23 protein-coding genes and 1 pseudogene are annotated in these 26,256 nt (G+C 64.9%); 10 read left to right on the top strand and 14 right to left on the bottom strand.

The features are described 5' to 3' along the window. Nucleotides 1–455 precede the first annotated feature (455 nt). The 5 genes from F7Q96_RS22585 to F7Q96_RS22605 all read right to left on the bottom strand — a co-directional run bounded on the left by F7Q96_RS22585 (nt 456) and on the right by F7Q96_RS22605 (nt 5,513). Nucleotides 456–1,427: a Csu type fimbrial protein gene (locus F7Q96_RS22585; protein WP_170265944.1), complete on the bottom strand. Its 972-nt coding sequence runs from the start codon at nt 1,425–1,427 to the stop codon at nt 456–458. Then, complete coding sequence (locus F7Q96_RS22590; RefSeq protein WP_149320268.1) at nt 1,424–3,796, bottom strand: fimbria/pilus outer membrane usher protein; 2,373 nt, start codon at nt 3,794–3,796, stop codon at nt 1,424–1,426. The genes F7Q96_RS22585 and F7Q96_RS22590 overlap by 4 nt, the downstream gene beginning before the upstream one ends. Before the next feature lie 50 nt (nt 3,797–3,846). Next, a complete protein-coding gene (locus F7Q96_RS22595) occupies nt 3,847–4,551 on the bottom strand; it encodes a fimbrial biogenesis chaperone (RefSeq protein WP_149320269.1) in 705 nt (234 codons plus the stop codon). 80 nt (nt 4,552–4,631) lie between these two features. Beyond that, a complete protein-coding gene (locus tag F7Q96_RS22600; RefSeq protein ID WP_149320270.1) occupies nt 4,632–5,144 on the bottom strand; it encodes a Csu type fimbrial protein in 513 nt (170 codons plus the stop codon). Between the two features lie 93 nt (nt 5,145–5,237). After that, nucleotides 5,238–5,513: a hypothetical protein gene (locus F7Q96_RS22605; RefSeq protein ID WP_151023326.1), complete on the bottom strand. Its 276-nt coding sequence runs from the start codon at nt 5,511–5,513 to the stop codon at nt 5,238–5,240. A gap of 271 nt (nt 5,514–5,784) precedes the next feature. Between F7Q96_RS22605 and F7Q96_RS22610 the strand changes: the two genes are divergently transcribed. Beyond that, nucleotides 5,785–6,033, top strand: coding sequence for a hypothetical protein (locus tag F7Q96_RS22610; protein WP_151023328.1), 249 nt, complete (start codon nt 5,785–5,787; stop codon nt 6,031–6,033). Between the two features lie 352 nt (nt 6,034–6,385). Here F7Q96_RS22610 and F7Q96_RS22615 read toward each other — a convergent pair whose 3' ends face one another. The 3 genes from F7Q96_RS22615 to F7Q96_RS22625 form a co-directional block, all read right to left on the bottom strand. Next, the gene (locus F7Q96_RS22615) at nt 6,386–6,625 is read right to left on the bottom strand and encodes an AbrB/MazE/SpoVT family DNA-binding domain-containing protein (protein WP_149320289.1); all 240 of its coding nucleotides are present in this window, start codon (nt 6,623–6,625) and stop codon (nt 6,386–6,388) included. A gap of 160 nt (nt 6,626–6,785) precedes the next feature. Continuing rightward, nucleotides 6,786–7,070, bottom strand: a complete 285-nt coding sequence (locus F7Q96_RS22620; RefSeq protein WP_149320280.1) for a hypothetical protein — start codon at nt 7,068–7,070, stop codon at nt 6,786–6,788. Between the two features lie 284 nt (nt 7,071–7,354). After that, on the bottom strand, nt 7,355–7,612 hold the full coding sequence (locus tag F7Q96_RS22625) for a hypothetical protein (RefSeq protein WP_149320281.1): 258 nt from the start codon (nt 7,610–7,612) through the stop codon (nt 7,355–7,357). Nucleotides 7,613–8,231: 619 nt separating this feature from the next. On the opposite strand from F7Q96_RS22625, the pseudogene F7Q96_RS22630 reads away from it, so the two are divergent. Together F7Q96_RS22630 and F7Q96_RS22640 are read left to right on the top strand one after the other, a co-directional pair. Continuing rightward, nucleotides 8,232–9,536: pseudogene (locus tag F7Q96_RS22630) on the top strand (sensor domain-containing diguanylate cyclase). Between the two features lie 639 nt (nt 9,537–10,175). Next, entirely contained in the window at nt 10,176–10,427 is a 252-nt protein-coding gene (locus F7Q96_RS22640) for a hypothetical protein (RefSeq protein ID WP_150084112.1), read from the top strand. A 239-nt stretch (nt 10,428–10,666) separates the two neighbouring features. Here F7Q96_RS22640 and F7Q96_RS22645 read toward each other — a convergent pair whose 3' ends face one another. From F7Q96_RS22645 to F7Q96_RS22655, 3 genes are read right to left on the bottom strand one after another with little or no spacing between them, the layout of a single operon-like run. Next, nucleotides 10,667–12,091 (bottom strand): TniQ family protein, encoded by a 1,425-nt coding sequence (locus tag F7Q96_RS22645; protein WP_151023330.1) that lies wholly within the window; start codon nt 12,089–12,091, stop codon nt 10,667–10,669. A gap of 2 nt (nt 12,092–12,093) precedes the next feature. Next, entirely contained in the window at nt 12,094–13,074 is a 981-nt protein-coding gene (locus tag F7Q96_RS22650; RefSeq protein WP_149320283.1) for an ATP-binding protein, read from the bottom strand. 3 nt (nt 13,075–13,077) lie between these two features. After that, nucleotides 13,078–15,108 carry a hypothetical protein gene (locus tag F7Q96_RS22655; RefSeq protein WP_198751781.1) on the bottom strand — a complete coding sequence of 677 codons (2,031 nt, stop codon included), beginning with the start codon at nt 15,106–15,108 and terminating at the stop codon, nt 13,078–13,080. Between the two features lie 362 nt (nt 15,109–15,470). Here F7Q96_RS22655 and F7Q96_RS22660 point away from each other — a divergent pair, with 362 nt between their 5' ends. Continuing rightward, nucleotides 15,471–16,061, top strand: coding sequence for a hypothetical protein (locus F7Q96_RS22660; protein ID WP_149320284.1), 591 nt, complete (start codon nt 15,471–15,473; stop codon nt 16,059–16,061). Between the two features lie 304 nt (nt 16,062–16,365). Here F7Q96_RS22660 and F7Q96_RS22665 read toward each other — a convergent pair whose 3' ends face one another. Beyond that, nucleotides 16,366–17,331 (bottom strand): AraC family transcriptional regulator, encoded by a 966-nt coding sequence (locus F7Q96_RS22665; RefSeq protein WP_151023334.1) that lies wholly within the window; start codon nt 17,329–17,331, stop codon nt 16,366–16,368. Between the two features lie 127 nt (nt 17,332–17,458). Here F7Q96_RS22665 and F7Q96_RS22670 point away from each other — a divergent pair, with 127 nt between their 5' ends. Continuing rightward, nucleotides 17,459–18,337 carry an alpha/beta fold hydrolase gene (locus F7Q96_RS22670; protein ID WP_053821745.1) on the top strand — a complete coding sequence of 293 codons (879 nt, stop codon included), beginning with the start codon at nt 17,459–17,461 and terminating at the stop codon, nt 18,335–18,337. Between the two features lie 226 nt (nt 18,338–18,563). Here F7Q96_RS22670 and F7Q96_RS22675 read toward each other — a convergent pair whose 3' ends face one another. Continuing rightward, nucleotides 18,564–19,535 (bottom strand): LysR family transcriptional regulator, encoded by a 972-nt coding sequence (locus F7Q96_RS22675; protein WP_053821744.1) that lies wholly within the window; start codon nt 19,533–19,535, stop codon nt 18,564–18,566. Between the two features lie 99 nt (nt 19,536–19,634). On the opposite strand from F7Q96_RS22675, the gene F7Q96_RS22680 reads away from it, so the two are divergent. The 5 genes from F7Q96_RS22680 (at nt 19,635) to F7Q96_RS22700 (ending at nt 24,630) form a co-directional block, all read left to right on the top strand. Then, complete coding sequence (locus F7Q96_RS22680) at nt 19,635–20,624, top strand: Bug family tripartite tricarboxylate transporter substrate binding protein (RefSeq protein WP_053821743.1); 990 nt, start codon at nt 19,635–19,637, stop codon at nt 20,622–20,624. 55 nt (nt 20,625–20,679) lie between these two features. Next, on the top strand, nt 20,680–21,807 hold the full coding sequence (locus F7Q96_RS22685) for a CaiB/BaiF CoA transferase family protein (RefSeq protein WP_053821742.1): 1,128 nt from the start codon (nt 20,680–20,682) through the stop codon (nt 21,805–21,807). A gap of 14 nt (nt 21,808–21,821) precedes the next feature. Further along, the gene (locus F7Q96_RS22690; RefSeq protein ID WP_144425784.1) at nt 21,822–22,358 is read left to right on the top strand and encodes a GNAT family N-acetyltransferase; all 537 of its coding nucleotides are present in this window, start codon (nt 21,822–21,824) and stop codon (nt 22,356–22,358) included. Nucleotides 22,359–22,495: 137 nt separating this feature from the next. Continuing rightward, nucleotides 22,496–23,182 carry a TetR/AcrR family transcriptional regulator gene (locus tag F7Q96_RS22695; RefSeq protein WP_053821740.1) on the top strand — a complete coding sequence of 229 codons (687 nt, stop codon included), beginning with the start codon at nt 22,496–22,498 and terminating at the stop codon, nt 23,180–23,182. Between the two features lie 152 nt (nt 23,183–23,334). Further along, nucleotides 23,335–24,630 (top strand): MFS transporter, encoded by a 1,296-nt coding sequence (locus tag F7Q96_RS22700; RefSeq protein ID WP_053821739.1) that lies wholly within the window; start codon nt 23,335–23,337, stop codon nt 24,628–24,630. Nucleotides 24,631–24,684: 54 nt separating this feature from the next. Here the strand turns inward: F7Q96_RS22700 and F7Q96_RS22705 are convergent, their stop codons facing one another. Next, on the bottom strand, nt 24,685–26,244 hold the full coding sequence (locus tag F7Q96_RS22705) for an amidase (RefSeq protein ID WP_226994865.1): 1,560 nt from the start codon (nt 26,242–26,244) through the stop codon (nt 24,685–24,687). Between the last annotated feature and the right edge of the window lie 12 nt (nt 26,245–26,256).

Consider the following 26,256-nt stretch of genomic DNA (forward strand, 5'->3'; position numbering starts at 1 on the left):
GAGGCATCGGTCGGGGCCGTATCCATACCCGTGCTGGCGGATGATGTGGAGTTAGGTAGGGTCAGGCGTGATTTCATGGGGGCCAGTTTAGCGCAGCGAACTGGCTATTACGATAAGGATACTTATCGTAATAGCGGTGTTCGTCGCGCGGCTCGTATCCAAGCGCGCCGTTCAAGCATTGTCCCGAGAAACGCCTTACGCAGCCGCTTGTGCAAGAAGGACTTATTCCGATGGATTATCGGGACAGGTAAATCACAATGGCGATCAGTCCGATCGCGGCGAAGGTCAGCAACAGGAGCGAGAGCACGGCACCACACAGAGGCGTTTCCGGCAGTATTCCGCAGCAAGGACATGCGCCGCCGTAGGCCGCTGCCCCATTTCGGCAAGGATTCGTCCTACAGACTCCGGCCTGCTATGTGCCGGCCACAGTCACAGACCGCGAGGCGGGACACTCCTCAGTAGGTGACCGTGACGGTGACCGTATCGACGTAGGTTCCCGCGATCGGCGTGATTTGCGCCGGCACACGGCCGTAGACGGTATAGGTCTGCGCGGTACCGGTTCCAGTGCCCGACAAAACACTCGTGCCGGCGGTGCCATCCCCCCAGGGGATCGAATAGCCCGCGTTCTGATACAGCTGGTAGCTGACCTGTTCTGTGCCGCCGCTGCGTTGCATGCGCCTGTTGCCGATGGAAGCGCCGGCTGACGTGCCAGCATTGATCGACAGGGTGTAGGGGCTGCCATTGGTGCAGCGGGCGGTAATGGTGCCAGTCGCAGTCGACGCGGCAGCCAGCACGCCGCGCGTGCCGAAGTCCACGTCGGTAGCTGTGATGACGCAGTCGCTGACGACGTTTGCCGTCACGGTGAAAGGAAAGCGCGCGACGGGGCTGGTCAGCGTGGCGCAGTTGGGGCCGATCAAGACGTACTCGGCATAGTTCATTTCGGTAAACGCCGACGTGAACGATGATTGATAGGCGCCGGCTCGGACTGCACTCTGGTTGGCCGGAACTTGGCCATACACCGTCACGGTCGCTTGCCCGGTACCGAGCGTCATCGGGATGTCGAGCTGGACGTAGCTGGTGCCCGACGCCCCGCGCGTGCCCCACACCGTGGTGTAGCCACTGTTCGCATAGAGGTTGTAGTTCAGCGTCCCGCTGCCACTGGTCAGGGTGCGAGGAAGCATGGTGGTGCCACCAGAGCCCGTGCCGATACCCAGGCAGACGCGCGCGCGCCCAAGCGCGAAGCCGGTGCACTGGATCGAGATCGTGCCGTTCGCCGTTGCGGCAGCGCCCGACACCGGGCTCACGCTATTGAAGACGACATTGGACGCGGTCGCCGTACAGGTCTGGCCGTGCGCCGTCAGCGGCAGCGCAAGCCCCCACAGAAGCACTGTGGCGAGGATGGTCAAGATGCCGGCGCGCTTCATCATGGCACCGGCTGGCAAGTGACGCGGCCCATCATCGGCAGCGGCGACGCGGAGGCCTGATAGCCAAACGTGGCGCGGCATCTGCCCGCCGGCGGCTCGGCTTCGATGACGTTGCGGTCCGACCAGCTGTCGAAGTAGACCAGGCCGTCGTAGCCGACCATCGTGGTGGCCAGTACGGTGCCGGCATCGTCGGCCGCCAACAATCGCGCCACGGTGCCGGCAGGCAGCGGCCGGCCGGCGTCATCGGCCAGCACCACCTGGCCACCGCGAATTGGCGTGATGTCGAAGTGCGCCAGCGCCCCCGCCTGCCAGGCCGGGGCGACGTTCAGTGTCGGCTGGCTCAGCCGGGTATTGGCCGGCAGCGCGAGCGCATCGATGCCCACGCGATTGGCCTGATACGGCATCAGGTTCGGTACGAGGAAATGCCCATTGCGATCGGTGACGCCAATCCGACGGTTCTCGACCAACACCGGTACGCCCGCATGGCCGCCCGTGGAAACCAAGGCAAAGCCATCGGTGACCCGGCGCGCGGGCAATACGGCCCCGTCCATCGCGACCACAGAGCCGGTCGCATTCAGGGCCGTGCGGACTTGCCCATCGAACGATTGCACGCCGCCAAGCAGCTCGCCATACGGGCCACGATAGGTCAGTTGGGCCAGCCCACGGGACAGTCCGGCGTTTCGGCTCCCCTGCACCTGCCAGCCCCAGCCGCCGTCAAAATCGGGCGTGCGGCCGGCGTTGGCGTAGAGCGTTGCCCTGCCTGCGTCGCTGCCCGCCGACACCGAGGCAGACCCTGATGGGCCGATGACGGCGGTGAGGGTCAACAGCACCCCTTGCAAGCGGGGTTCGGCGAAATCACGGTAGGCGCTCAGGCTCAGCGAATAGTCGCGGGCAAGCTGCGTCGTGAAGGCAATGGAGCCGATGCGCGAGCGGCCCAACAGTCCATCGTCCAGATGGACGTAATTGAGCGCCACATTGCCGTTGCGTGCCACCGGCATGGCGAAGGTCGCGCGGTACAACGCCGCCGGAAACGGTGCACCGGCGCGTGCAGCGAGGTCGGTGAACTTGCCCGCGGTGCGGCTACCCTGCAAGTCCAGGGTCAGTGCAGGCGTGCGCAACTGATAGCCCAGCGAGAACAGCGCCCCGTTGCCGCGGCCGCTGCTGCCCGCGGCCGCGGCGTTGATCACGCCGGCGCCGCCAAGCCGCCAGAGCAGGCCCGCGCCGCTGACGTAAGTGCCCGGCATCGCCTCGACATGGCCTTCGAGCGTCACCGCCGAGCTCCAGCCATAGCGCAGCGAGCCGCTCGCCGCAAGCTGGCTGCCATACTGGAAGGAGCTGACGCCGTACTGCTCGCGCAGGAAGCCGGCCTCGATGGCGTAATCCACCAGGCCCGCAGCCATCATGCGCGTATCGACATACAAGGGCACCGACGTGGCCACGTCGCGACCGAGCACATCGCGCATGACAATGGTGGCCTGACCCGCACCGGTCAACGCCGGCGCGCCGCTCAGCACGAACGGGCCGCTGGGCACCTGGCCGCTGTATTGGCGCACGTTATTGACATACAGGTCGACGGCGCTCGGCACCGCGGCAGTCGCGCCCAACTGCGGCACCGGATAGGTCACCATGTCGGGGCGCAGCGCAAAGTTGCGGCGATACTGCACGCCCCCGAGCCTGACAGATCGGCTCCATGACAGCGCGCCGGAAATCGTGTCGCCCACCTGCAGTGTCGTCAGGCCGGAAGGGTCGGGACGGGTGTAGCTGGTGTCGAGTCGGATGAACCGGTTCTGATCGCGATAGAAGGTCGCAAAGCCGGTATTGGAAATTACGCCCTGCGAGAAAAAGAAGCGCTGCTCGCTGTACAGGCCCACCGTAGCGGCTGTGCCTGGCTGCGCATAGGCGTCGTAGTTCAGCAGCAATCCAGTACCCGGCGTGACGGTGACGGAGCGACGCGGCATCGTCTCCACGAGGTGCGGCCGCCGGCGGGCGTTGTCTGCGGTCAGCCGTACCTGCTGGCGTGAAGCCATGTATTCGTAGGACAGGCCACCAATCCTGTCGAGCGCGATAGTGCCGTCCGGCCCGGCCGTCAGGTCATCGGTGCGAATGCCCATCTCATGCAACTCCTCCGGTGTGGCATACAGCCGGCCACCGCTCAACCGGAATCGCGCAACCAGACCGAGGGCATCGCCATTGAGAATCACGTCGAGCACTACCTCGAGCGGGGCCTCTTCTGCCAACGCATTGCCGGACTGCACCGCCGCTGTCAGCGATGTCGGCGCCGCTGCCTGGGCGGCCAGGGCGGGCGGGAAGCCCAGCGATAGCGTCCACGCCACCATGAGCATCCACTGCGGGTCGGCCCAACGTTGCCGCATGTGCCGGCGCTCGGCAGCCCGAACGGCGCCCGCCACAGCCCGGTCCGTCCTTACCTGGCATCGGCGCTGCCAGCCTCGCCGGGGGCTGCTACGCGGACTGCAGCGGTGATGCGAACGCCATTGACCGAGGCCTCCAGCCGCCAGCTCGTAGAGGGGGAGATCCGATAGTCGGCGGGCAGCGCCCACTGGCGACCGGAGCCGGCCAGCGCATAGCCAAGCAGCCCTCGCGTGACGGCGAGCTTGGCGCCGCTCTGTGCGACCAGTGTGACATCGCTGATTTGCGCATGGCGGTTACCGCCATTGCGTGCCTCGAGCCGCCATTGCGCACTGTCTTGCCGCAGCGTGAACTGCAAGGCAGGCGGTATTCCCTGAGGCGTGCCAACGAAGACCGGCACGGAATAGCGCAATTGCACCCGCACGCCGGCGGCGGGAGGCCCGCTTTGCGGCAGCTCGTCAATCAGCAAACGGTAGCTTGTTTCTGCGGCGCTGGCGGCGGTATGGGGATGCACCACCCGCACCAGCTGCTCCTCGCCCGGCGCAATGCGCACGATTGGTGGGCTTGCCACGACGGTGTCCGTCGGTTCCAGCACGTCGTCCAAGCCCGATTGCGTCCAGCGGAAGACGCGCACCTGCGCATGGATGGGCGTATCTCCCTGGTTGCGCAGTATCAGCGCGCCAGCGCCAGGCGCTGTCGGCATGTCGATACGGATCGGCGAAATCTGCAGCGCGGCGCCATGTGCGGCGCTGGCGAGCATGGCATACGTCAGCAGCGCAGCGCGACATCGCGCCGCCGGCGCCTTCGATCGCCGCACCCGTGTCGCGGGCGGGGCCACCATCAGAAATTAATGGTTGCCGTGATGTTCGACGTATAGGCACCGGCCGCGGGCGTGGTCTGCGGCGGTACGCGGCCGTACACCGTCAAGGTTTGGGCGGCGCCGTTGCCAGTGCCGGCGACCGTATCCGTGCCGGGCGTGTTGCCCCAGATCTGGGTACGAGCCGCGTCGCGATACAGCTGGTAGCGCACGGTTGCCGCAGCAGGCCCGGCCAGCAGCCGGTTCGCAATGGTGGACCCGGCCGCGGTACCGGCATCGAGGCCGACGTTATACGGCGCTCCGGTGGTGCAGGTGACGCTAACTGTCGTGGTCTGGTCGATATTGGCGCCCAGTACGCCCTGAGAGCCGAAATCCAGATCGGAGGCGGAAATGGCGCAGTCGTTTGCCAGCGTCAACCGCACCTGAAAGGTGGTGGTCTTGGTGGCCGCCCCCAGCCAACTCGGAAACAGTGCGGCCAAGACCAGCGTAGCCACGCGTCCGAGTTTTTGCTGCGGACGCAACAGGGAGAATCGCATGGAACCCCTCTCCTATTGGTGTTAAGCAAAGGCTAACGCACACCGATAAGGAAGTTTCCTGCTGCAACGTTTTGTTACCATGGTAAAACGGGCTTAAAACTCAATTTCGAGCAGGGAAAAATCCTGAGCCTCGGCCATCGGTTCGTCATGTCTGCGCGATGGCGGCGTCTGCGAGATGGAGTCGATCCTAAAAGCGGTGTTAAGCGCACACGACACTTGTGGTAAGGTTCCCTCCGTGCTGGAAATGACGCAGACATCCGGGATGGCGAGCCGCACCCCGAGCCGGGGCCATGTGGCGGCATGCGCGTCGCGCCATGGCATGCCTGGCACGATCATGGCGACGGCTAAAGCAATAGAACGGGTCTTCATGATGCATAGAGGAAGTACCCGCCTGTAAACGGCAGATTTCTTGCAACGTTCAGGGGTAATTGGCGTGCGCCGGGCTTGCCGACGCACGTGCTGCGTGCCTATGGGGACGTTCCCCTCGATGGCATAGGAGCCAGCGAGCCTGGCGCTGCGCTGGAGGAGCAAGACGAGTGAGGCTCGGACTTGAATCGCGGCATGCCGCCGAGCGCTTGCAGTCCCTCCCACGCCCCCTTATGGACGATGCGTTCGCGCAGCACTGTTACTAGAATTTTCTATGTCGACCTTCCCGTCCCGCTTGATGCAACGAGCCCGCTATCAGGATCAGCTCCGTCTGTGTCTGCTGGATGCCCACGGTTATTCGATGACGGAAGCCAGCGTGTCCTGCGCGCGGCACCAGCGGCTCATTGAAACCGCTCGGTGCAACGGCGTGTCGGCGGACAAGGTCGCTCGCCAGCTGGCCAGGCTCGATGTGGGTGCATACCGGCGGGCGTTGCCGAGCGATCGCCCATGGAACATGGGTTAGCGACCTCATGCAGTTCGGTTCAAGCAGTGGACGCCACCGGGGAGCGTGCAAATGACCGATTTCGTGTTTGACTGCCACGCGTGCAGGCAAGTCTTGCCGCTGGAGCCACATGGTCGCGTTGCGTGTCCCGCGTGCGACTCGACCGAAGGCACGGTAAGAATGCCAACTGGTCCCTTGGCGCAATGGTCGACTGGGTCATCCGACAAGCCAGTGAGCTGACGGACAGTGGTGCCCACCAGGATTGCTGACGGCTCCATTCGATGGCAGAATTCCCCCGCCCGCACCCCAATGCGGACATTGGCGCGACGCTCCCAGAAAGCTCGCGCTTTTTTTTTGCGCCAGCTCAAGGCCGTCATGACGGGGCTTGGCGATCGGCCTGCTCCTGGTCGTCGCGTTCGTATGGCAATCCGTCAGGGGAAAAACTGGCGAACTTCTGCACGACACCGGCAAGCGAGCGCCGTGCAGGTCGGATCCGCAATTCGTCGCCGATGCGCTCGATCTCCAGTTCGATATCCGTATCCTCGTATGCAAGCGCGGCCGGAATACAAACCGCGAACGCGTCGCCATACTGGAAGGCTCTCGTGATGGCCATTTTTCCTCCGACGGTCGTCACGTTGCAAGCGACCGGGCTTAGCGCTGCGCACAATAACCGGCAGCTGCTTCGCCGGTGACGGCGGCCCGCGACGCACCTAAGGCGAAGAAGGTAACCGAGTCTCAGCGATCCAGCCAAGCCGTGCACGGCCGCGCCCGGTTCACTGCAGTGGGGTAGCCCGGCCCAAGGTGAACGTCATCAGCCCCTCATCGAGCGCCTTTTTGATACAGCCAATCAATTGGCCGGAGGCCTCCGGCGTCAAGCTCAACACGGTGCGCATCCCTTCCACCTGGCCGGAGATGCCCATGACGACATTGATCTCGACGCGGTTGCCCTTCAGCGTCACGCTCAACGGCCCGTCAACGGGAATGGTGAACGAGCGGTTTTGCACCGCGGCGTCGTCGGCTGGCTGCTGTGCGCTCGCGTCATTGTTATTTTCGGCCACTTGATGTCTTGTTTGATTTTAGGGAAACGCCGTAACGTCACGTCGTGCGCTGATCCGGCACTAAGCATAAAGCAGGAACCCGGCGGTGCACGCCATTATGCCCGCCGACAGTTGACGAGGCCGGCAGCCTGGAGGCAAGTCGCCGAGAAACTGTGACTTATTTGTATCTAACAATCACGGTTGGCGGCCGCGGCAAAAAATGCCTGAAAAAAGACGCCCGCCGAAGCGGGCGCTACGCCGGGTTGGGAATCCGGCGAAATCGATCGTCCGGTGAACACGGCGCGCTAGCGCCGGTCCGAAAAGGGGCCTGAGTGTGCTGTCAGGTGCTGCAGCAGCACGGCGTCCTCCAACGGCGCCGGCGCTGGCTCCAGGTGCAACACCGGGGCGTCGGGAAACATCGCCGCGATCAGATCGGTCGGCATCGGTTCGGTCGGCAACGGTCCCAGTTGCATGACCCGGCTGCCTTGTACTTCCGCCACCATCCAGCCTTCTGGTACACGGTAGAGGGCGGCAATCAACGGGTCGTCGGCTCGGTCGGTCATCGCACACCTGAAAGTGGGCACGGCAGCGATTGTAGAGTCCAGTCGCCATAAAGTGCCAGAGACGGTACATAATCCGCGTTGGAAAAACCACACTGTCCCGCGCGATGAATCTGGCCCGACTTGAGGCAACTCTGCTCCTGCTGCACACGCAGGCGGCCGCACAACGCCGTCGCCTATTCAGGCAACGCTGGCGCCCTGGCCGCATTTGTGTGGCGCATGCGAACAGCGTGCTGTGGTGCTTGCATGCCCGTATCGCCCTGCTCGAGCGCTACCTGACGAGCGCGAAGGCACAACGCCAATCCGACGAGCGAGCGTGGATTTGCCGCCCATGGCTAAGGTGTAGCGAATGGGCGACCCGCGCACGACAACGATGACCTCAGCTCCAGACACCGCCATTGCTCCCTTGCCGCCGCAGCCGATGACGGCTGCCCGCTTTTCGCCGGCCGCGTTGATGGTCCCGCTTGCCTTGATGCTGGTGGCCGCGATCACGGCGCTGACAGCCACCGCCCTGCTGCAGATGCGCCGGGACGCGCTGGCCAGCGCCCGGGAGGCATCGGCCAACCTCGCGCTGACTCTGGAGCGCGGCATCGCGCGCAACCTCCAGCTGCACGAGGCGTCGATGCGTCATGCCCTCGATGCCATGCGCAATCCCGCCGTCATGGCGTTGTCGCCACCGCTGCGCCAGCGTGTGCTGTTCGGAGCGTTCAACGAAACGGAGGACACTGGTGCATTACTGGTGGCCGACGCGCAGGGGCGCCTGATCCTCGATTCCCGGCACTGGCCGCCGCGCCCGGTGAACCTGGCCGATCGCGACTACTTCATCGCGCAACGAGACCTGGGGCAGTCCGCGGTCTACTTGAGCCGCCCGTTCCAGCCTCGCTTGGTACCCGACAACCCGACCTCGATCGCACTGAGTCTGCGCGTGCCCGGCCCCGACGGCCAATTCGCTGGCATCGTGGCCAGCACGCTGCGGCTGGAGTACTTCCGCAAGCTGTTCGCCGGCGTGGCCCTGGGCGAGGGCGGCGCACTGGCGTTGATGCGCCACGACGGCACCATCCTCATGCGCCGCCCCATGGATGCCAGTCTGATCGGCCGCACGGTGCCGACCACGCCCGCGTTTGCGCCCATACTTCGTGAACCGCATGGCGAACTGATTGCGGCGGGCACCGTCGACGGCATACGGCGCCTGTACAGTTTCCGCCGGGTCGATGGCTTTCCGCTGACAGTTGTGGTGGGGCGCGCCATGGACGACGTGCTGGCGGTCTGGCGCACGCGAGCCTGGTGGTTTGCTGGGCTGGTGATGGCGATGAACCTGGCCATCGTGACATTGGCCGTCTCGCTGGCCCGGCAATGGCGGCGACGCCTCGCGGTCGAAGCGCACCTGCGCTGGCTGGCGGACACCGACGGCTTGACCGGCTTGGGCAGCCGCCGCGCCCTGGATGGAATTGCCGACCGTGAATGGCGTCGCAGCCGGCGCGAGCTGCAGCCGCTGTCGCTGTTGATGATCGACGTGGACTATTTCAAGCAGTTCAACGACCGCTACGGCCATGTGGCTGGCGATGATGCGCTCGCCGCCGTGGGCAAATGCGTTCGCCAGTAGTTGCGCCGTGCGGGCGACTACGCGGGACGCTATGGCGGGGAGGAGTTTGCCGTGTTGCTGCCCGGCACCGACGCGGCGCGCGCTGCGGCCATCGCCGAAGCTGTGCGGGCGTCCGTCCTTGCGCTCGGCGTAGAGAACGCAGGAAGCCCCTTTGGCCGAATCAGCGTCAGCGTCGGCGTGGTGACCGAAGGCAATGGTGGCGCATCGCCCGTGTATCCCGACCTGCGGGCGTTCTTTCGTGCAGCGGACGAGGCGTTGTACCGGGCCAAGCGCGCCGGCCGCAACCGCGTACTGAGCCTGCGCGCGGTCGATTCACCAGCATGATGGCGGCCGCACCCAAGGATTCGCACCATTTCAACGGCGCCTGCAGCCGAGCGACAAATTTTGGCGCTGAGCCGGCGCCTGGTTTCGCCCAGATGGCAACTGGGTAGGTCTTCAACACGAACCCCGCATGCCGCATTGCGGCGCCCCGAGAGGCGCTGACCGCTTCTGCAGACGGGCACGGAGACCGACGCCAGGCACAGTGGCGTACCCCCTTGCCGAGTCCACTTCATGGCTCGTGCGCTATAGCGCGAGGCCGGGATCGCCGCTGACGGCCTCAGCGCCTGGCCCGGTTTCGCAACGGTGGCCACGGTATAGTATCGACGGGCTGGCAATGTCGGGAGCGCATCGGATGCGAACAAAAATACGAAAGTCGGGTAAGGGCACCTCGCTCCGGCGCCCGGCCGAGATCGCGGAAGCGGCCAAGGATGCGTATGACGTAGAGGCTCTGATCGCTGGCATCACACCTGAAAACCGCCACGGTGAAGTGGATTTCGGCCCGGCCGTGGGCCAGGAACGGCAGACCTCTGGCCATCAAACGGCGTCTGCCCAGCCCCGTTCACCGAGCAGACGCCGGCCATGATGGCTGCCGGCCACCGCGGGCACAGCGGCTCCGCTTCCAGGCTACGATACAATCGATGCATGAAACCCGTGGATGGCTCGCGCATACGCTATGGCGACCAAGTGCGCCTTGCGTTGATTGATGGCCATCACTATTCGATGGCTGAGGCGACGCGCGCTTGTGGTTTGTATGGTGGGCTGATTGAAACAGGGCGCCGCCTCGCCAGCCCGGCGTCACTTGTAGCGGTGCAGATCGCGCGCCGCGACCGCGCTGCCGCCAGTGCCCTGCAGCTGGAACGGCGCGGCAAGGCACCCCCGCGTCGACCGTTTTAGCCCGCCTGCCGTCACAGGCGGGCTTTTTGTCGCCTCACCGTATCGGCAGCCGATCGGTGCGCTTCATCCCTGGTCGCACCAGCCTACTGGCTACGGCCGACTGTCCCAGAACATCCGCAAAACGCGACCACGATGCCCAACGGATAGCTGCCGGCCCGGTCGGTGCCCTGATTTCGGGACCGTAGACGGTTGACGGCCGCCGGCGGTCCCTCGTGCGCCCGGCCCGCCAGCGCCGCCCCTCACCCTCGAGACTGGTGGTCGGCCGATCGCCAATGCAGAAGCGACGCTCCCTGTTCATCGCTGCGCAAGCGCACACAGTAGAGGGGATCCTGGCGGTGGGAAGGGTGGCTGCCGGCTTCAATATCGTCCAACCAGCGCGTGATGGCGCGATGCTCGCTATCGATCTCCCAGCGCGCGGCAGTCCGGAACAGGTCAAGCAAAGGGGAGTCCCGATTCCATTCGCAGCAGGGCCATACCCGTTGCATGAGGTAAAGATAACCGTCCGGGGACACCTGCGCTCCCTCCTTATAGGAGAGCACTCCAGCATCGCGCATCGCGTGCGATTCCTTCAGAAAGCGATACATCTCTTGCTGCGCGAGCCGCGACGGCAGCGCCCTGCCCTGGCTTCCCCAGTCCAGCTCCAGGTCCTGCACCGCCACTTCAAACGGGCATTGCAACGGCTCTTGCCCCAACTCATCAGGCTGGGTCTGGATCCAACAGAACGCGCCGAACCCGGCGTTGACGCGTTCCCACCGGCACGCGCAGGTGCCATGGCGCTGCCGGATCTGCTGCTGGACGGACTGGCAGTACCACGCTGGCGAGCCTTCGGACGTATCGCCGCTGTCCTTGTAGAACGCAAACAGGGCGTCAAACCGCAAGCCACGCTCGCCAAGGCGCGCCAGCTCGCGACTGACTGCGCGCGGAAAACGCGCCTGATGGACGACCCAAGCGTCACCGCGGTCGGCAAGCAGTGGCTCGAGCTCGGTGGGCAGGGGGGCAAGCGTGTGCAGCTGGCCAAGGGCCTGCGCCATCGTGACTGCGCCACGATGCGTCCCTGCCTCGGACCGCCACAGCTCGCCTGCCTGCATCCGCTTGGAAGCGTCGCACGCGTCGCGCACCCACGCTGCCAAGGTCAGCAGCGCCCCGGGCTCGCGCGTCGGAAATCCGTCCGGAGCGAAGTGCGGCCAAGCGGCGCAATGCCCCTGCATCAGGCGCTTGAACGCCCCCAGGCGGCGCTCGCCTATGTTCCCGCTCCGGTTGGCCGGCACGGTGGTCAGCGCCGTCAGGTGGACCGGGCACTTGGTTAGCCAGGGCACCTCATGCAGGTAACTGTGATAGCCCTGTTGCGCACAGGCTGCGCAATACCGGACGCTCGGCCCCTGACTGTAAGCCGGAGGGGGCGCATAGGTGCCGCACTGACGAAAATCGAGCGCGTGCTGGAGGACATCGGTCAACCGAGCCGGATCCTCGCCCAAGAGCGATGACACCCGCGCGACGTCATCATCAGAGACGAATCGCGGATGGCGTGGCTCGACTCCCAGGAACGCGGTGCCGGCACGCGCGGGGACGCCATTGAGCGCACAAAACCTGGCGACGAACGACAGCGCCGACTCGTAGGGGCGCAGATTGTGTGGCCACCAGTTGACCGAGGGATAGCCCGCCACTGCTAACTGCCCGCGACGATGATTCTCATGTGGTCAGAGAAGTTGGTCTTGGCCAATTCTCTGAGCCAGTTCTCGTAGCAGGTCGCCTCGTCCCAGTCCATGCCGCGGGCCAGTTGGAACAGCACGCTCTCGGTCGCCTTGGCAACGTGTTGCATCGGAAACTCATGCCGCCGTCGCGCCTGCTGCGGTGACAACTCGACCAGGGCGTTCCAGAGAAGCTTGGCGCTGCCGGCCAGCCGGCGCCCGCGGGCAAAGTCCTCTGGCGCAAAATACGCCAGAAACGGCACCCCGCTGTCGACCGGCCATTCGGAGTCGACGTCATAGCCGTTCAGCACATACTCGACCTCCTGCACCGAGCGCAGACCGTGAAAGCGCGCATGGGCTGCCATGAAGCGGGCGGCCACATGCGCGTTGCCGGTGCTGGCCATGTATTCATGGCGATAGTTCAACTGATGCGTGCCGACCGAGAAGACGCTGAGCAGGTAACCGTCGTAATCGAGATCGTTCTGCAGGCCCACCAGCCACTTCCACTCGCGCAGCGTCAAATCCTGCGCTTCGTCAATCAACAAGACGACATAGTTGCGACACGCATTGTTGGCGATGGCAATGAAGCGTTGCCGACAGAGATAGGCCGCCTCGACCCGCTTGGGCACCTTGGCCGGGTTGACGAACTCGAAGTGCGACGCCATCAGAATCTGATGCCAGAACGCCGCTTCGTTGGAATGACTGTCGGGGCGTCGGCTCCATACCACCAGAGGCACGACGGCGCTAAATCGCTCCTCCAGCACCTTGCCGACATACCACTGCACGCAACGCGACTTGCCGAGCCGCGACGCACCATAGATATAGCCGCCCGGGCGCTGCTGATCGATCCACTCGCCTATCTGCTCGATCATGGCATGCATCGGCGGCGTGTAGACCGCATACTGCTTGGTCACAATGCAGTGACGCGGATCGATGCGCTCAGGCAGCGAGAACGACACGTTCTACTCCGTTCGCGCCATGCGCCGCGGGGGAAGCTCACCCTTCCGATCCGTGCCCAGGTCACCGGTTGTGTGAGCCCGTGTCACGACCGGCGCGACCTCGGGCGCCTGCCCACCTCGGGATGACCCGCCGCGACCGCGCTCCAGCGCGGCATCAAGCATCACGGCACCAATGGAAAGCTGGGAGGCCGCCGCCAGGATGCGCCTGGCTTCCAGGTACGCCGGATGAACCGGGAGCTTCTTGTGCGGCTGCATCTCGACGTACTGGATGAAGGCTTCGATCGCATCGCCGCCGGGGGAAATCGCAAACTGGCCTCTGGCACAAGCGCGGCAGATGGCCGCGCGTACCGCCAGGCTATGCGGCGATAGGTGCCATGGCGGCGCCGCGCGCAGCACCCCCAGGGGCACTCCATCGAGCGTCGAGGCGAGGGCTACGCGGCAATCGTCCTCTTCATGGCAGATCACCCAGATCTCGGTGCCCACCAGATCCTGCCGGTTGTGCAGTACCTCGTTGCTGTAGCGGCCATAATGGAAGTTCACGTACGGTGCCCGCCCCACCGCCGCGCCGCCCCTGACCACACAACGCCTTCTCACGCTAAACAAGCCTTGCATGGCGGCGGCATCCACCCGGCGCCACGTCTCGCCGCCATGCCGATGCAGGAAGGCCGCATACTGCAAGGGCGTCCGGTTGCCAATGCCGCGGTGAGGGGTAGCGTTATAGTTGGCGATCAGCACGCCCAACAGCTCTTCGGCATATTCGTATTGGAAGCGGCTGGCCAGCGCCACGCCGTCTGGCTCACGGCCCTGCCGATCTTGCGGCTTCGCCCCGGTCGTGTTGGTCAAGCGCTGAAAGCCACGTCCGGCGAGGTTGCGGAAAAACGACTCAATGAACGGGCGATCGTCTTTGCTCCGTCGCGCGGCGAACGAATTGCGCGGCTCCAGCAGGGTCGAACCCACGGCCTGTTGGAGCGCAGCGCGAACGTGCTGACAGGTTTCCGCCAGTGCGCCGTCGACGCTGGTTTCATCCCAACACAGCCCCACAAACTCCTCGCCGAGCGAGCCAAGCAGCCCTGCGCCAGGCAAGTATGGGGTGTCGGAAAAGGTCACGGGACGCAGCTTCGGCCGGCTCAGTCCGGTCTTGATCGCCCGCAGGACATCGTCTTTGGAGACTTCTCGCCCGGTGCTGAAGTAGTAGCCAACCACCGCGCGCGAGACCACCTCGAGGATCACAATCACCCAGAGCCGGTGCACGATCTTCTCCGTGAAGCCGCCGCCGGCGAGCGGCAGCGACACGCAGAAGCGACCGTCCAGTTTGTGCGCGTCCATTTCGACCCGCTGCATGAACCGCAGGGCCGGCCGGCCGGACCCATCGCCGGCCTTGAGCTTGCGCACCAGATCGGCTCCCCCGATGCTGGCCGCGAGCGATTTCGGGTCCGAGGACAGCACCTGTTCAACGAAGCGACAGATCGTAAAGTAAGCGCGCGTCGATGTATTGAACGGCCAGTCGCCGCGCGCCTCATAGCCGCGCTCGCGCAGTTGGTCAAGAAACCACAGCCAATGCCGTCGGGGCGATCGCCTGGCCTCGGATAACCGTTTGGACGATGGGCTGGAGCGGATGCGAGATTCAAACGACAGGCGCAGTTCCGGGTGCGCATCTAGTGTGGCTTGCAGCGCTCCGGCTGCCCCGCCGCCGAACCGGTCGACACGGATTTTCGTGCGGCGGCGGTATGGCCGTACTCTTAGCCACGGCACCAACCCACGCCACCCATACGGCCGGCCATCTGGATGCGCCTGAAGACAACGCTCGGAAATCAAACGATAAACTTGCTTGTCGCTGAACGAGGTCAGACGCTTGATGGTGTGGGCGTCGGCGCCGGAAAGATAGAGCTGGACCGCGTGTTTTCTGGAAAAATACAAGGCGCGCCGCGGATCGTCGAGCGCGCCCTCGTCTGGCGTTGGCCAATCCGACGTGTCGACGCGTTGGCCACGGAGGACTCGCCCGCCGCCGTAATGTTCATCGTTGCCTGGATCCATGAAGCGGTCCTCGACTTGGCAGGACGGGCGACATTGCCTAGGAAAACGTTTGAACGATAGAAGGCTTGCACGAGAATGCAAGCGACGCATGGGGCCAGGGCTGACACGCAGTCAGGCTAGGCGCGTCTCGCAGGAGAAGTCCGTAGTGAACTTGCTACAGCCTTTCCCGCCCCGTCTGCCGACCGTCGCTGCGGTCCTCTTCCCGACAGTCGCGCGAGGCTGGCAAACTTCCCCAGGACACCAGCAAGCGAGCGTCGTGCCGGGCGGATACGCACAGTTCATCGCCTACCCGCTCGATCTCTGCACAGATTTGTTACGATTTTTAACTCGATGAACCAGCCCTCTTTTCATTGTGAGCGGCAATGGGAAACCCCGACGAACTAAGCAGAGAAGAGCTGTTGCTCCGCCTCATCGAGCGCTACGTCATGATTGGTGGCCGTTACTACCGTGACATACCGGCGGAGCAACAGGCGCAATACCTACCCGACGTCTGCGAGAGCGAATCGTATCGATGTGAACGGTTGCGACAGCTGCTATATGAGCACGGCGCATTTCGAGGAGTGCCTTTCCGAAAGGGACCGATCGAGGTGATGGACGCCTTTATTGCCCAAGGTCCGCAGCGGCTTGCGGCACAGCGCGAGAGACAGCGCGCCAGTGCCGAAGAAGACGAGCAAATGCGGAACCGACTTCTTGCACGGCAAAGAGAGCGGGAACCTGAGATTGACAGGACCGCAGACAAGCACCGCCGGCTGAGCTGGCTACCTTATGAGTCGGGGCCCGAAGGCCAGATTCTCGACCTCGTCAGTGCAAGCGTCAAGAAGTTGCACGCGGTCCAAATCGCCAAGCTGCTCGAGATGGAAGTAGCCGATGTTCTGGAAGGACTGGCGTCGCTGATCAGGTCAGAACGCATTATTGCGAGGGGCGACGGCACGTTTAAACTGGCAGACGAATAACCTGCCGGGGAGACAGGCCCCTTCGCACGCTACCTGACAGACTGAAGACGTAACATGGCCGCCGTACATCCAAAGAACACTTTAAGTTGAACCGTTCAACGGAGTAACAATTTTCTGCAAAGTTTGTTCAACTAAATTTGTTACTAGGCAAGCGACAAGCAGCGTCACGCCGTCAGTGCGTGAGTAACAAAATTACGCAAAACAACGGTCGCTTCAGGCGGTCATTCTGTCCTCGCCTTCGTGATCATGGCGGCGGCCCATGCCGCCATCACGCTGCCGGGGACACGGTGCTGATGCCGGAGCGTTATCGGCGGTCCGTGCATGCCGTCCGGCATGCACCGGGCGACACGCCCACAGTTCGCTTGAATGCGCGACTGAACGCGGCCAGCGATCCGTATCCCAACTGACTTGCCACCTCTTCCACTGACTGCCCTTCGCGACTGAGCTTGCGAACGGCAAGACGCATCCTCAGCTCGGTCAGGTAGCGCAACGGCGATACGCCGGTGGCCAGCAGGAACCTGCGGGCAAAGACCGAGCGCGAACTGCTCGCTTCCTTCGCCAACTGCGCGACCGTCCAGTCTCGATCCGGTTGCCGGTGCATGGCCACGATTGCCATGCTGAGTCGAGGATCACGCAGCGCGCCTATCCAGCCGGATGCACCGCCGCACCCGCTTGCGACCCAGCCACGAACGATCAGGGCGGCCACGACCTCGGCCAGGCGCGCCATGATGACGGCGTGGCCCGCTCGCTCCACCTTGGATTCCCGCTCCATCGCGGCGAGCATTGGCTCGATTTCCGGTGCGCATTGCAGCAGCGTATCGACTCGCATCACTTCCGGCATCGCCGCGACCAGCGGTTGCATGCCGCCCAAGTCCAGTTCCATACAGCCGCTGAAGAGCACAGCGCCGGACGATGGCCACACCTCGTCTCCCCGATGGGCCCCGTGCGCGCGTGCTTGATTTGAAAGAGCCGGGTCGAATGTCCGGACGTCCCCTGGCGCCGCGTCGGGCGAGGACAGCATGGAATGGTGCCCTCCCCGCGGAATCAGCAAGGCGTCGCCCGTACCGAGCGCGTGCGTTTGTCCATCCGGACTGCGTAGCCATGCCGGGCCTCGGCCGACGAAGTGAAACTGCCCCCGCCCGACCGGGTTGGCAAAACCGACGCCCGCGGCCGACCCCATGGCGATCCTGCGGAACTGGACGCTGGACAGGCGCATTCCGAGCAGCAGTTCATCGATCAGGTCGCCGCTTACGGCAATAGGCGCGGACATAAAAACAGGACGAATGATCAATATATTGAAACCATCGATCATAGATCATCCCGACTACCCCCAACTAGACTGGTGTCCCTACCCTCTTTGGAGCGAACTTGTGAGGCGCTTTTCTTTTTTTCGTGTCATGCGCGCGGCGTTGTTGGCCGTGGCCCTGGCAAGCGTGTCCTTGGCAGCAGTCGCTGCCGAAAGGCATTTCACCGTGACTGCACCGGACGGTGTCCAACTGGCGGTGCAGGAATCGGGAAATACGGACGGGCCCGCCATCGTCTTTATCCATGGACTGCTGGGCAGCCGGATCAACTGGGAAAAGCAGACCAGCAGTCCGGACCTCCAGCGCTTCCGCATCATTACCTACGATCTGCGCGGCCATGGACTCTCCGGGAAACCCGAGGACGCAGCGGCCTACCACGACGGCCGTCGCTATGCCGACGATCTGGCTGCGGTGCTGGAGGCAAGCGGAGTCAAACGCCCGGTACTGGTGGGATGGTCTTTGGGCGGGGTCGTCATCTCGAATTACCTTGCCGCTTATGGAGACGCGGCGATTGCCGGTGCGGTGTATGTGGATGGCGTGATCGAACTGAACACGCAGCAAATCGCGCCACATCCGGAGGTGTATGCCGGTCTCGCCTCCGACGATCTGCGAACGCATCTGGACGCTGTGCGGACCTTCCTGCGGCTGTGCTTTCACACGCAACCGGATGCGCCAACGATGGAGCGATTGCTGGCCAATGCGGCAATGGCTTCGTGGACCATGACACGGGCAACGCCGTCGATGACGGTGGCCGCCGCCGAAGGGCTGCCGAAGGCGGGGGTGCCGACACTGCTGTTGTACGGGGCCAGGGACGCTCTGGTCATGCCCCAACCGACCATTGCACGTGCCCGGGCGCTCAACCCGCGTGTTCGAGTGAGCCTGTACGACAATTCCGGCCATGCGCCCTTCCTCGAGGAGCCGCAGCGATTCAACCGCGATCTGGAGAACTTCGTCTCCTCGGCCAATCGCTAGACTGCGCTCTATCCCTCCCCGCCGCCCGCCATCCGGTCATGACGCCATTCCAGCGTAATCCTGCGTCGCTCGTTTCCGGTTAGCCACGCGGACATCCCCCGGGCTTGACCTGGAAGTCGGAGGCTTCGGTGGTGTCGCCGGGCCTGGGGTTCGGCAGGGAACGTTCTTCTCGGATGTCGCCTGGAGGATGAGACGCGGCGCGCCCTGGCGCACAACAACGTAGCGATCACCTGCCCCCAGCCCCGCCCAATTCCCCGCCCCCCATCAGCCCGGCCAACGCTTCGCCAACGGCCGCAACGCCCGGCGCATCCGCCGCGTCCTCACGCGTCACAAACACCGTACGACCGCCAGCAAACCAGCTCCCATGCCGGACCTGTCGCACCATGCCAAGCCCTGCGTAGTGTCGAACCGCGGTTTCGGGGGCGACTGTCAGCAGCCTGCTGCCGGCCACCATGCAGAGGTTGGTATGGAACGAGAATGACTCGATCTTTGGCTGCGGCGGCACGATTCCCGCGTCCAGGAATGGTGCTTCGAACAGCATGCGCGTGCTGGCGCCGCGCGGCGTGGTAATCCAGTCGTACTCGCACAGGTGCGACAGCGCCACCGAGCGCTTTCGGGCTAGCGGATGGTCCAACGCGCAGGCGACCGTCAGACGTTCTTCCCAAAGCGGCATCACGCGCATCCCGCTCGTCGCCTCCCCTTCCCTGCGCGATCCGATGCGGCCGACCATGCAGTCGATTTCCCCGCGGTCCAGCATCCCGAGCAAACCACTGACCGTCGATTCGTGGATAACGAGATGAGGGAAGCCAGGCCGTGCGGCCAATCTTGCCAACAGCCTGGGCATGGCCACCACGCCAACCAACGGAAGGATGCCGACGTGGACGATCGGCACCGGTGCCGGCGTTGCATGGATGGCCTCCATCGCGGCGGAAAGGGCGTTCAACGCGATGCGCAGGCGTCCCAGCGCGAGCTGTCCGGTCGGCGTCAGCGCGGCCCCGCGCGTCGTGCGCTCGACCAGCGCGGCACCGAACACCGACTCGATTTCCTGAAGCATCTTTGTCGCGGCCGGCTGGCTCAGCGAAAGTTGCCCTGCGGCGGCCGACAGCGAGCCATGAGTGTCGATCAGTTCGAGGAATCGCAGATGGCGGATGCGAAGGCGATCTAGGCGCGCGCCGATACCGGCCGAATTCTTTGTCATAACAAAACGTGATGACTGGATCGAAAATCAATAATTTACAGGCAAGTATGCCGCACACACAATCGGGCCCATGGCGATACAAAGAAAGGAGACAACGCAGTGCGCACGACAGGAAAACTCGCGGTGAGGCTGGGCCTGGCGGTGGCCGTCGCCACCCTGCTCTCCGGCGCGGCCAGGGCCAGCGACGCTCCGTTTCCGAGTCGGCCGATCCGGCTGATCGTTCCCTACGCCGCAGGCGGCGGTCCGGATGTTCTGGCGCGCAAGACGGCCGAGGTCGTTTCACGTGAACTGGGGCAGCCCGTGGTCGTCGAGAACAAGGTCGGCGCGGGCGGCATCCTCGCTGCCGAAGTGCTTGCGCAACAGCCGGCCGATGGCTACACGCTGATGATCGGCGCATCGACACATGTCACGCAGAAGCTGATGCAGCCGTCCGTCAAGTTCGATCCCGCGACGTTCACGCATGTCATCCGCACAGGCTTCAGCCCGCAGGTAATGGTAGTGAAGGCAGGCACGCCCTATCGCACCGTGGCGGACGTGGCGCAGGCAGCAAGAAGCGCGCCCGGTACGCTGAATTACGCATCGGGCGGGATCGGTAGCGCCGCGCATCTTGCCGGTGCCGCGTTCGCCAATGCCGTGCGCGTCGATATGGTTCACATTCCGTACAAGGGATCGGTCGAGATCGTGCCGTCGCTGATCCGAGGCGATACGACGTTCGGTTTTCCCGTTGCCTCGACTGCAATGCCGCCATTGGCGACGGGCACGGTGCGTGCGCTGGCCGTGACGTCGGCGCATCGGTTGCCGAACCTGCCGGGGGTGCCGACGCTGAACGAGGCGCTCGGCCGCCAGGACCTGGTGTTGGACTCGTGGAGCGGCATCTGGGCACCGGCCGGCGTACCGAAGCCGGTCGTGGCGCGCCTGCATGCCGCCTTCCGGAAAGCGCTGAGCGATCCGGCGGTGCGCGACTTCTACGAGAAGGCCGCTTCGGTCATCGACCCTACGCCGACGCCCGAGGCCTTTTCCCGCTTCATCGCGGAGGAGACGGTGAAGTACCGCCGCATCGTCGAGCAGAGCCGCATTGCGCTTCAATGATGGCCGACCGACCACAATCGACCGACCACAACCGACCGATCACAAGCGACCGAACATGACTGCCACCCCACTACCCTTCGCCCCTCTGGCCGGTATCCGCGTACTCGATTTCTCGCACGTGATCGCCGGCCCTCTGGCGACGTTCTATCTGTCGCAACTCGGCGCAACGGTGCTCAAGATGGAAAACGCCAATGGTGGCGACGTCATGCGCCGCACCGAGAAAGGCCGCCAGGGCTTTGCCGCATTGAATGCCGGCAAGGAAAGCCACACGGTCGACCTGCGCGATCCGGCCGACCGCAAGCGTGCGCTGGACCTGGCGTCGACCTGCGATGTCGTGGTCGACAACCTGCGTCCTGGCGTGTTGGCGCGCTTCGGGCTGGGTTTCGAGGCGATCCGCTCGCTCAATCCGACGGTCGTCTATTGCACGATCTCGGGGTATGGGCGCAGCAGCGCCGACGTGGCCGAGCGCCCTGCCTATGACCACATCATCCAGGCAGCAACCGGCATGGCGTTCATGGCCGGCACCGAGGACGATCCGCCGATCAAGACCGGCTTCCCGGTGGTCGACGCGGCCACCGGCATGCAGGCGGCGCTGGCGATTCTTGCGGGGCTACGCGAGCGCGATCGGCTTGCGTGCGCGGTGCAGCTGGACGTATCGATGACCGGCGCGGCGCTACAGCTGATGTACTCGTTCGCATGCGAAGCGCTGACAAACGGCGCGTCGCCTGCCAGGGTCGGCAATCAAGGCTATTCCGGCAGCCCGGCTGCGGACTTCTTCGCCACGCGGGACGGCTGGATTGCGCTTGGCGCCAATACGCCGCGACAACTGATCCGGCTGCTGGACGTGCTCGGGCTCGCCGATATGGCAGGCGATCCGCGGTATTTCGCCGAGCCGCTGAATCCGGACTCGCCGGCATCGTTTGTGCGCTCCATCAATCCAGCTGGACTGAAGGCGATCATTGCCGAACGGTTGCACATGCTGAATGCGGAAGAACTGGAGCAGCGCTGCGCCTTATACGGTGTGCCCGCGGCCAAGGTCCGCAGGCTGGGTGAATTCGCCACCTGGGCGCAGCGGCATAATCAGGTGTCGACGGTTTCGCTGCATGCAGAGGGGGCTTCGGTGATTTCGCCGGGCCTTGGTTTCGGCGTGCAAACGTTCAAAGGTGGGGAGTCAGGAATCTAAGCCAAACAACAAACGTGGCGATCCAATCCCTGCGGATGCAGCAGAATACGATTTTGCACGAAGCACGACCGATGAAGATCCGACGCGGCCTCGAATGCGAGGCGCCCTTGCTGACTGAAATCGCCAACAAAGCCAAGGCGCATTGGCCATATACCCAGGCCCAGCTTCAAGCATGGCGCGAGGACCTGACAATCACAGGTTCCTATGTCGCGCAATCGTTGACCTACGTTGCGGAAATCGACGGATCGATCGCCGGATTTCATTCGGTATTTCCGACGGACGCCGTGACATGGGCGCTCGAGCATCTTTGGGTCGCACCGGATTACATGCGGCGTGGTGTTGGACGAGCCCTGCTGCGGCATGCGGCGGCGTTGGCTGCCGGTCACGGCGTCAAGCATCTGACCATCGATGCGGAGCCGTATGCCGAACCGTTCTATCTCGCCTGCGGGGCGCAACGGATTGGCACCGTCGCGGCTCCACTGGACGGAGAACCGTTGCGCCAGCGGCCCCAGATGCTGCTCGCGACGTCGCGTGACCTGGCTCGCCAATAGAGACAATCAAGTCAAACCGTGACTTCCCTGCCCTGCACGCCGTCATGCATGCGGACGGATTGTCCCGATGCCGCCCCTTGAATACATGACACCCATCATCTAATATGCTGTCCATCGACTCAGCATAGAGAAGCATCATGCCGCGCTCCTCCCGCGAAAAAGCCGGTCAGAACCGTGAAGCGATCGAGCAGGCGTCGTCGCGCCTGTTCCGCGAACACGGTTTGACGGGCATCAGCGTGGCCGATGTGATGGGAGCCGCCGGCTTGACCCACGGCGGTTTCTACAGCCATTTCGCGTCCAAGGACGCGCTGGCCGCCACCGCCTGCGATCGCGCGTTTGCCGAGGCGCTGGAGCGATGGCGGCAGCGCATCGACGCCCATCCCGGGGACGCCGATGCGGCGCGCGCCGCGGTGGTCGTGCCCTATCTGTCGGAGCGGCATCGCGATGCGCCTGGGGCGGGATGCGCCGGCGTCGCGCTTGCGGCCGACGTCGCGCGCGAGAGCGCGGACAAGCCGGTTCGCCAGTCCTATATCGACGGCCTCGAAGGGTTGATCGCGCAGTGGGAGCGCACGCTGCCGGGCCCGGGCGATACGCGGCGTGACAGGGCGCTGGCCGAAATGGCGATGATGATGGGCGCCGTGATGCTGGCCCGCGCCACGCAGGGCGCGCCGCTGTCCGAGCAGATTCTTTCCGCGACGCTTGCCGCGCTGACCCGGCCCGTCGCCGGGGAAGATCGACCGCCCTCCCGCAACGCCGCTGACACCGCCAAGACCTCGACCCGAGGCAAGAAGCGAACCTCCCGCCCGGCGGCCCCCGAAGACTGACCGGTCGCAGCACGCTGCCGGGCGTGCGGCCTCATTCGATTTGCCATGTCGTTTCGTTCCCCATCATCGGGAACGCCGGCCTCCTTTTGCTTTTTTTTATCGAGCAGCGCGTATCCACCGTCGAATCCACCCTCCTTTCCCCGACCTCGAACATGTTTGCTGAACTGCTTGCGCGCCGCCTGGAGCGGCACGGCATCCACTACGCCTGGATCGTTGCAGCACTGGGCTTCCTTGTCATGCTGACCACCGCGGCGGCGCTCGGACTGCCGGGGGCATTGCTGGTGCCGCTGTCGAACGAACACGGCTGGAACACCGACAGGATTTCGACCGTACTGGCCATTCGCTTTGCGCTGTTCGGGCTGATGGCGCCCTTCGCGGCCATGCTGATCGACCGCTATGGCGTGCGCCGCATCGTATTTATGGCCCTGGCCTTGATCGCCGGCGGCATGGGGTTCGGCATGGTGGCCACCACGCTGTGGCAGCTGTTCATCGCATGGGGCCTGATGCTGGGCGCCGGCTCTGGCATGACGGCGCTGGTGCTGGGCGCGGTCATTGCCAATCGCTGGTTCAGCCAGCGGCGAGGGCTTGTGATCGGCATCCTGACCGCGAGCGCGGCAACCGGCCAACTCGCCTTCCTGCCGTTGGCCGCCTGGCTGATCGAGCATGTCAGCTGGCGCACCGCTGTGTTGCCGGTTTTGCTGGCGTGTGCGCTGCTGGCGCTGCTGGTCGCCGCGCTGATGCGCAATCGTCCTTCCGACGTCGGGCTGCTGCCGTTCGGCGAGGCGCCCGGCACCTCGGTCGCGGCAGCGCCCGCCGCACCAATGCGATGGTCCGGCCCGTTCCTGGTATTGCGGGAAGCGATCCGAAACCGCACGTTCTGGGTGCTGGCCGGAACGTTCTTCATCTGCGGCCTGAGCACCAACGGCTTGATCCAGACGCATTTCATCGCGCTGTGCGGCGACTTTGGCATGGGGCCGGTGCCCGCCGCATCGGCGCTCGCCATGATGGGCGCGTTCGACTTCGTCGGCACGATCCTGTCCGGATGGCTGTCGGATCGCTATGACAACCGCAAGCTGCTGTTCTGGTACTACGCGCTGCGCGGGCTGTCGCTGTTCTGGCTGCCCCACTCCACCTTCACGCTGGTCGGCCTGTCCGTGTTCGCGATGTTCTACGGCCTGGACTGGATCGCGACGGTGCCGCCCACCGTCAAGCTGGCGGGCAGCGCGTTCGGCAAGGAGCGTGCGGCGATGGTGTTTGGCTGGGTGTTTGCCGCCCACCAGGTGGGTGCGGCCGTTGCCGCCTATGGCGCGGGCATGACGCGCACGCTGCTGCTGACCTATACGCCGGCGCTGTATGCCGCGGGCGCGATGTGCCTGGTCGCGGCGGCGATGGCGATGATGGCCCGCGGTCCGCGGCCGGCGGTGGTGCCGGCTCCTGCGCAAGCCTGATGGACAGCATCCTGCCGCCGCTTCGGGGGCGTTGACCGGAGCAAGCGTGTCTTGCTACCCCAAGCCCGGCGGCCGGCGATGCCGCGTCGCCGCTTCGTAATCGCGGGCGATGCCGAGCAGCAGGCGGTCGTCGCCGGCACGGCCCAGCAGCGACAGCCCGGCCGGAACGCCGGCCTCGGTCCGGCCCATTGGCACGCTGATCTCGGGAAAGCCGGCCGCGCTGGCCATATGCATCGCCGCCAGCGGATTGGAGACGCGGCAGCGGTAGGTCGGATCGTCGCGATCGAAGCGCGGCGACGCCGGGCAGGCCAATGTGGGAAACACCAGCGCGGCACAACCGCTGGACTGCATCAGACCGGCGAGCGCAGCGCCGAATGCGCGCGCGGCGGACAGGCCGCGGCGTGGCGGTTCGTTGCGCGTTGCCAGGGCATGGCGCAGCGCGGCGATCGTCACCGGGTTCGGTGAGCGTCGCGACGCATCGGCGATTCGCGCGCCGGCCCTCGACGTATCGCCACCTTGCGCATCGCTCTCCAGCGCCTCGATCCGCGCCAGCAGCGCCGCCGTATCGCGCGGGCATGACGAAGGCAGCGCGGCCAGATAGCGGTCGAGCTGCCCTGCCCATTCGCTTCGCGCGATATCGCCCAGCACGCGCGCGTACAGGTCGCGTGCTTCGACCGGCAGCGCGACCGGCACGATGGACGTGCCGGCGGCCACGAGATCCGCGCATGCTTGCGAAAACAGCGCGTCGATCTCGTCGTTGGCGCCATTGAAGTCCGTCACGATACCGAGCCGCCGGCCGGCAAGGCGTTCCTCGGTGCGGTCAAAGCCGGCTTGCGGGACCAGCGTGGCCAGCACCAGCGCCGCGTCGTCGACGCTGCGGGTCAGCGGTCCCACCGTATCGAAGGACTGCGCCAGAGGAAGCACGCCGTCCGACTCCAGCAGCCCATGAGTCGGACGGAAACCGACCAGCGCATGCACACAGGCCGGCCCGCGTACCGACCCGAACGAATCGGTGCCCAGTCCAAACACCGCAAAGCCGGCCGCGACCGCGGCACCCGTGCCGCTGCTGGAGCCGCTGGCGTTGCGGGACAGCCGGTATGGATTCAAGGTCAGGCCGTTGGCCGAGCTGTAGCCGAAGCGTCCATTGGAGGCGGCAAGCTCCGACATATTGGCCTTGCCGAGCACGATCGCGCCGGCGGCGCGCAACCGGGCCACCACCGGCGCGTCGCTTGCGGGCCGCGCGTCGTGCAATGCCGCGCAGCCGGCCGTGGTGGGCAATCCCGTGGTGTCGATGTTGTCCTTGACCACCATCGGAATGCCATGCAGCGGACTCCTCGCCCCGTGCCGCTGGCGTTCGCGGTCCAGCCGGGCCGCCTCGCGCAGCGCGTCGGGATGCAGGCGGCTGATCGCATTGATCGACGGGCCGGCGCGGTCGAACGCCTCGATGCGTGCAAGGTGGCCCGCCACCAGCTGTTCGGCGGTCAGCGTGCCGGCGTCCATGCGGCGTGCCAGTTCCGCGATCGGCATTTCGAAGACATCGGATACCGGCGCCATCTCGCTGACGGCCGCCGGATCGGCGGTTGCGGCCCTTTCATCCGCAGAACGATCGGACATCGTGTTGGTTTC

Source organism: Cupriavidus gilardii (assembly GCF_008801915.1).
GTDB lineage: Bacteria > Pseudomonadota > Gammaproteobacteria > Burkholderiales > Burkholderiaceae > Cupriavidus > Cupriavidus gilardii.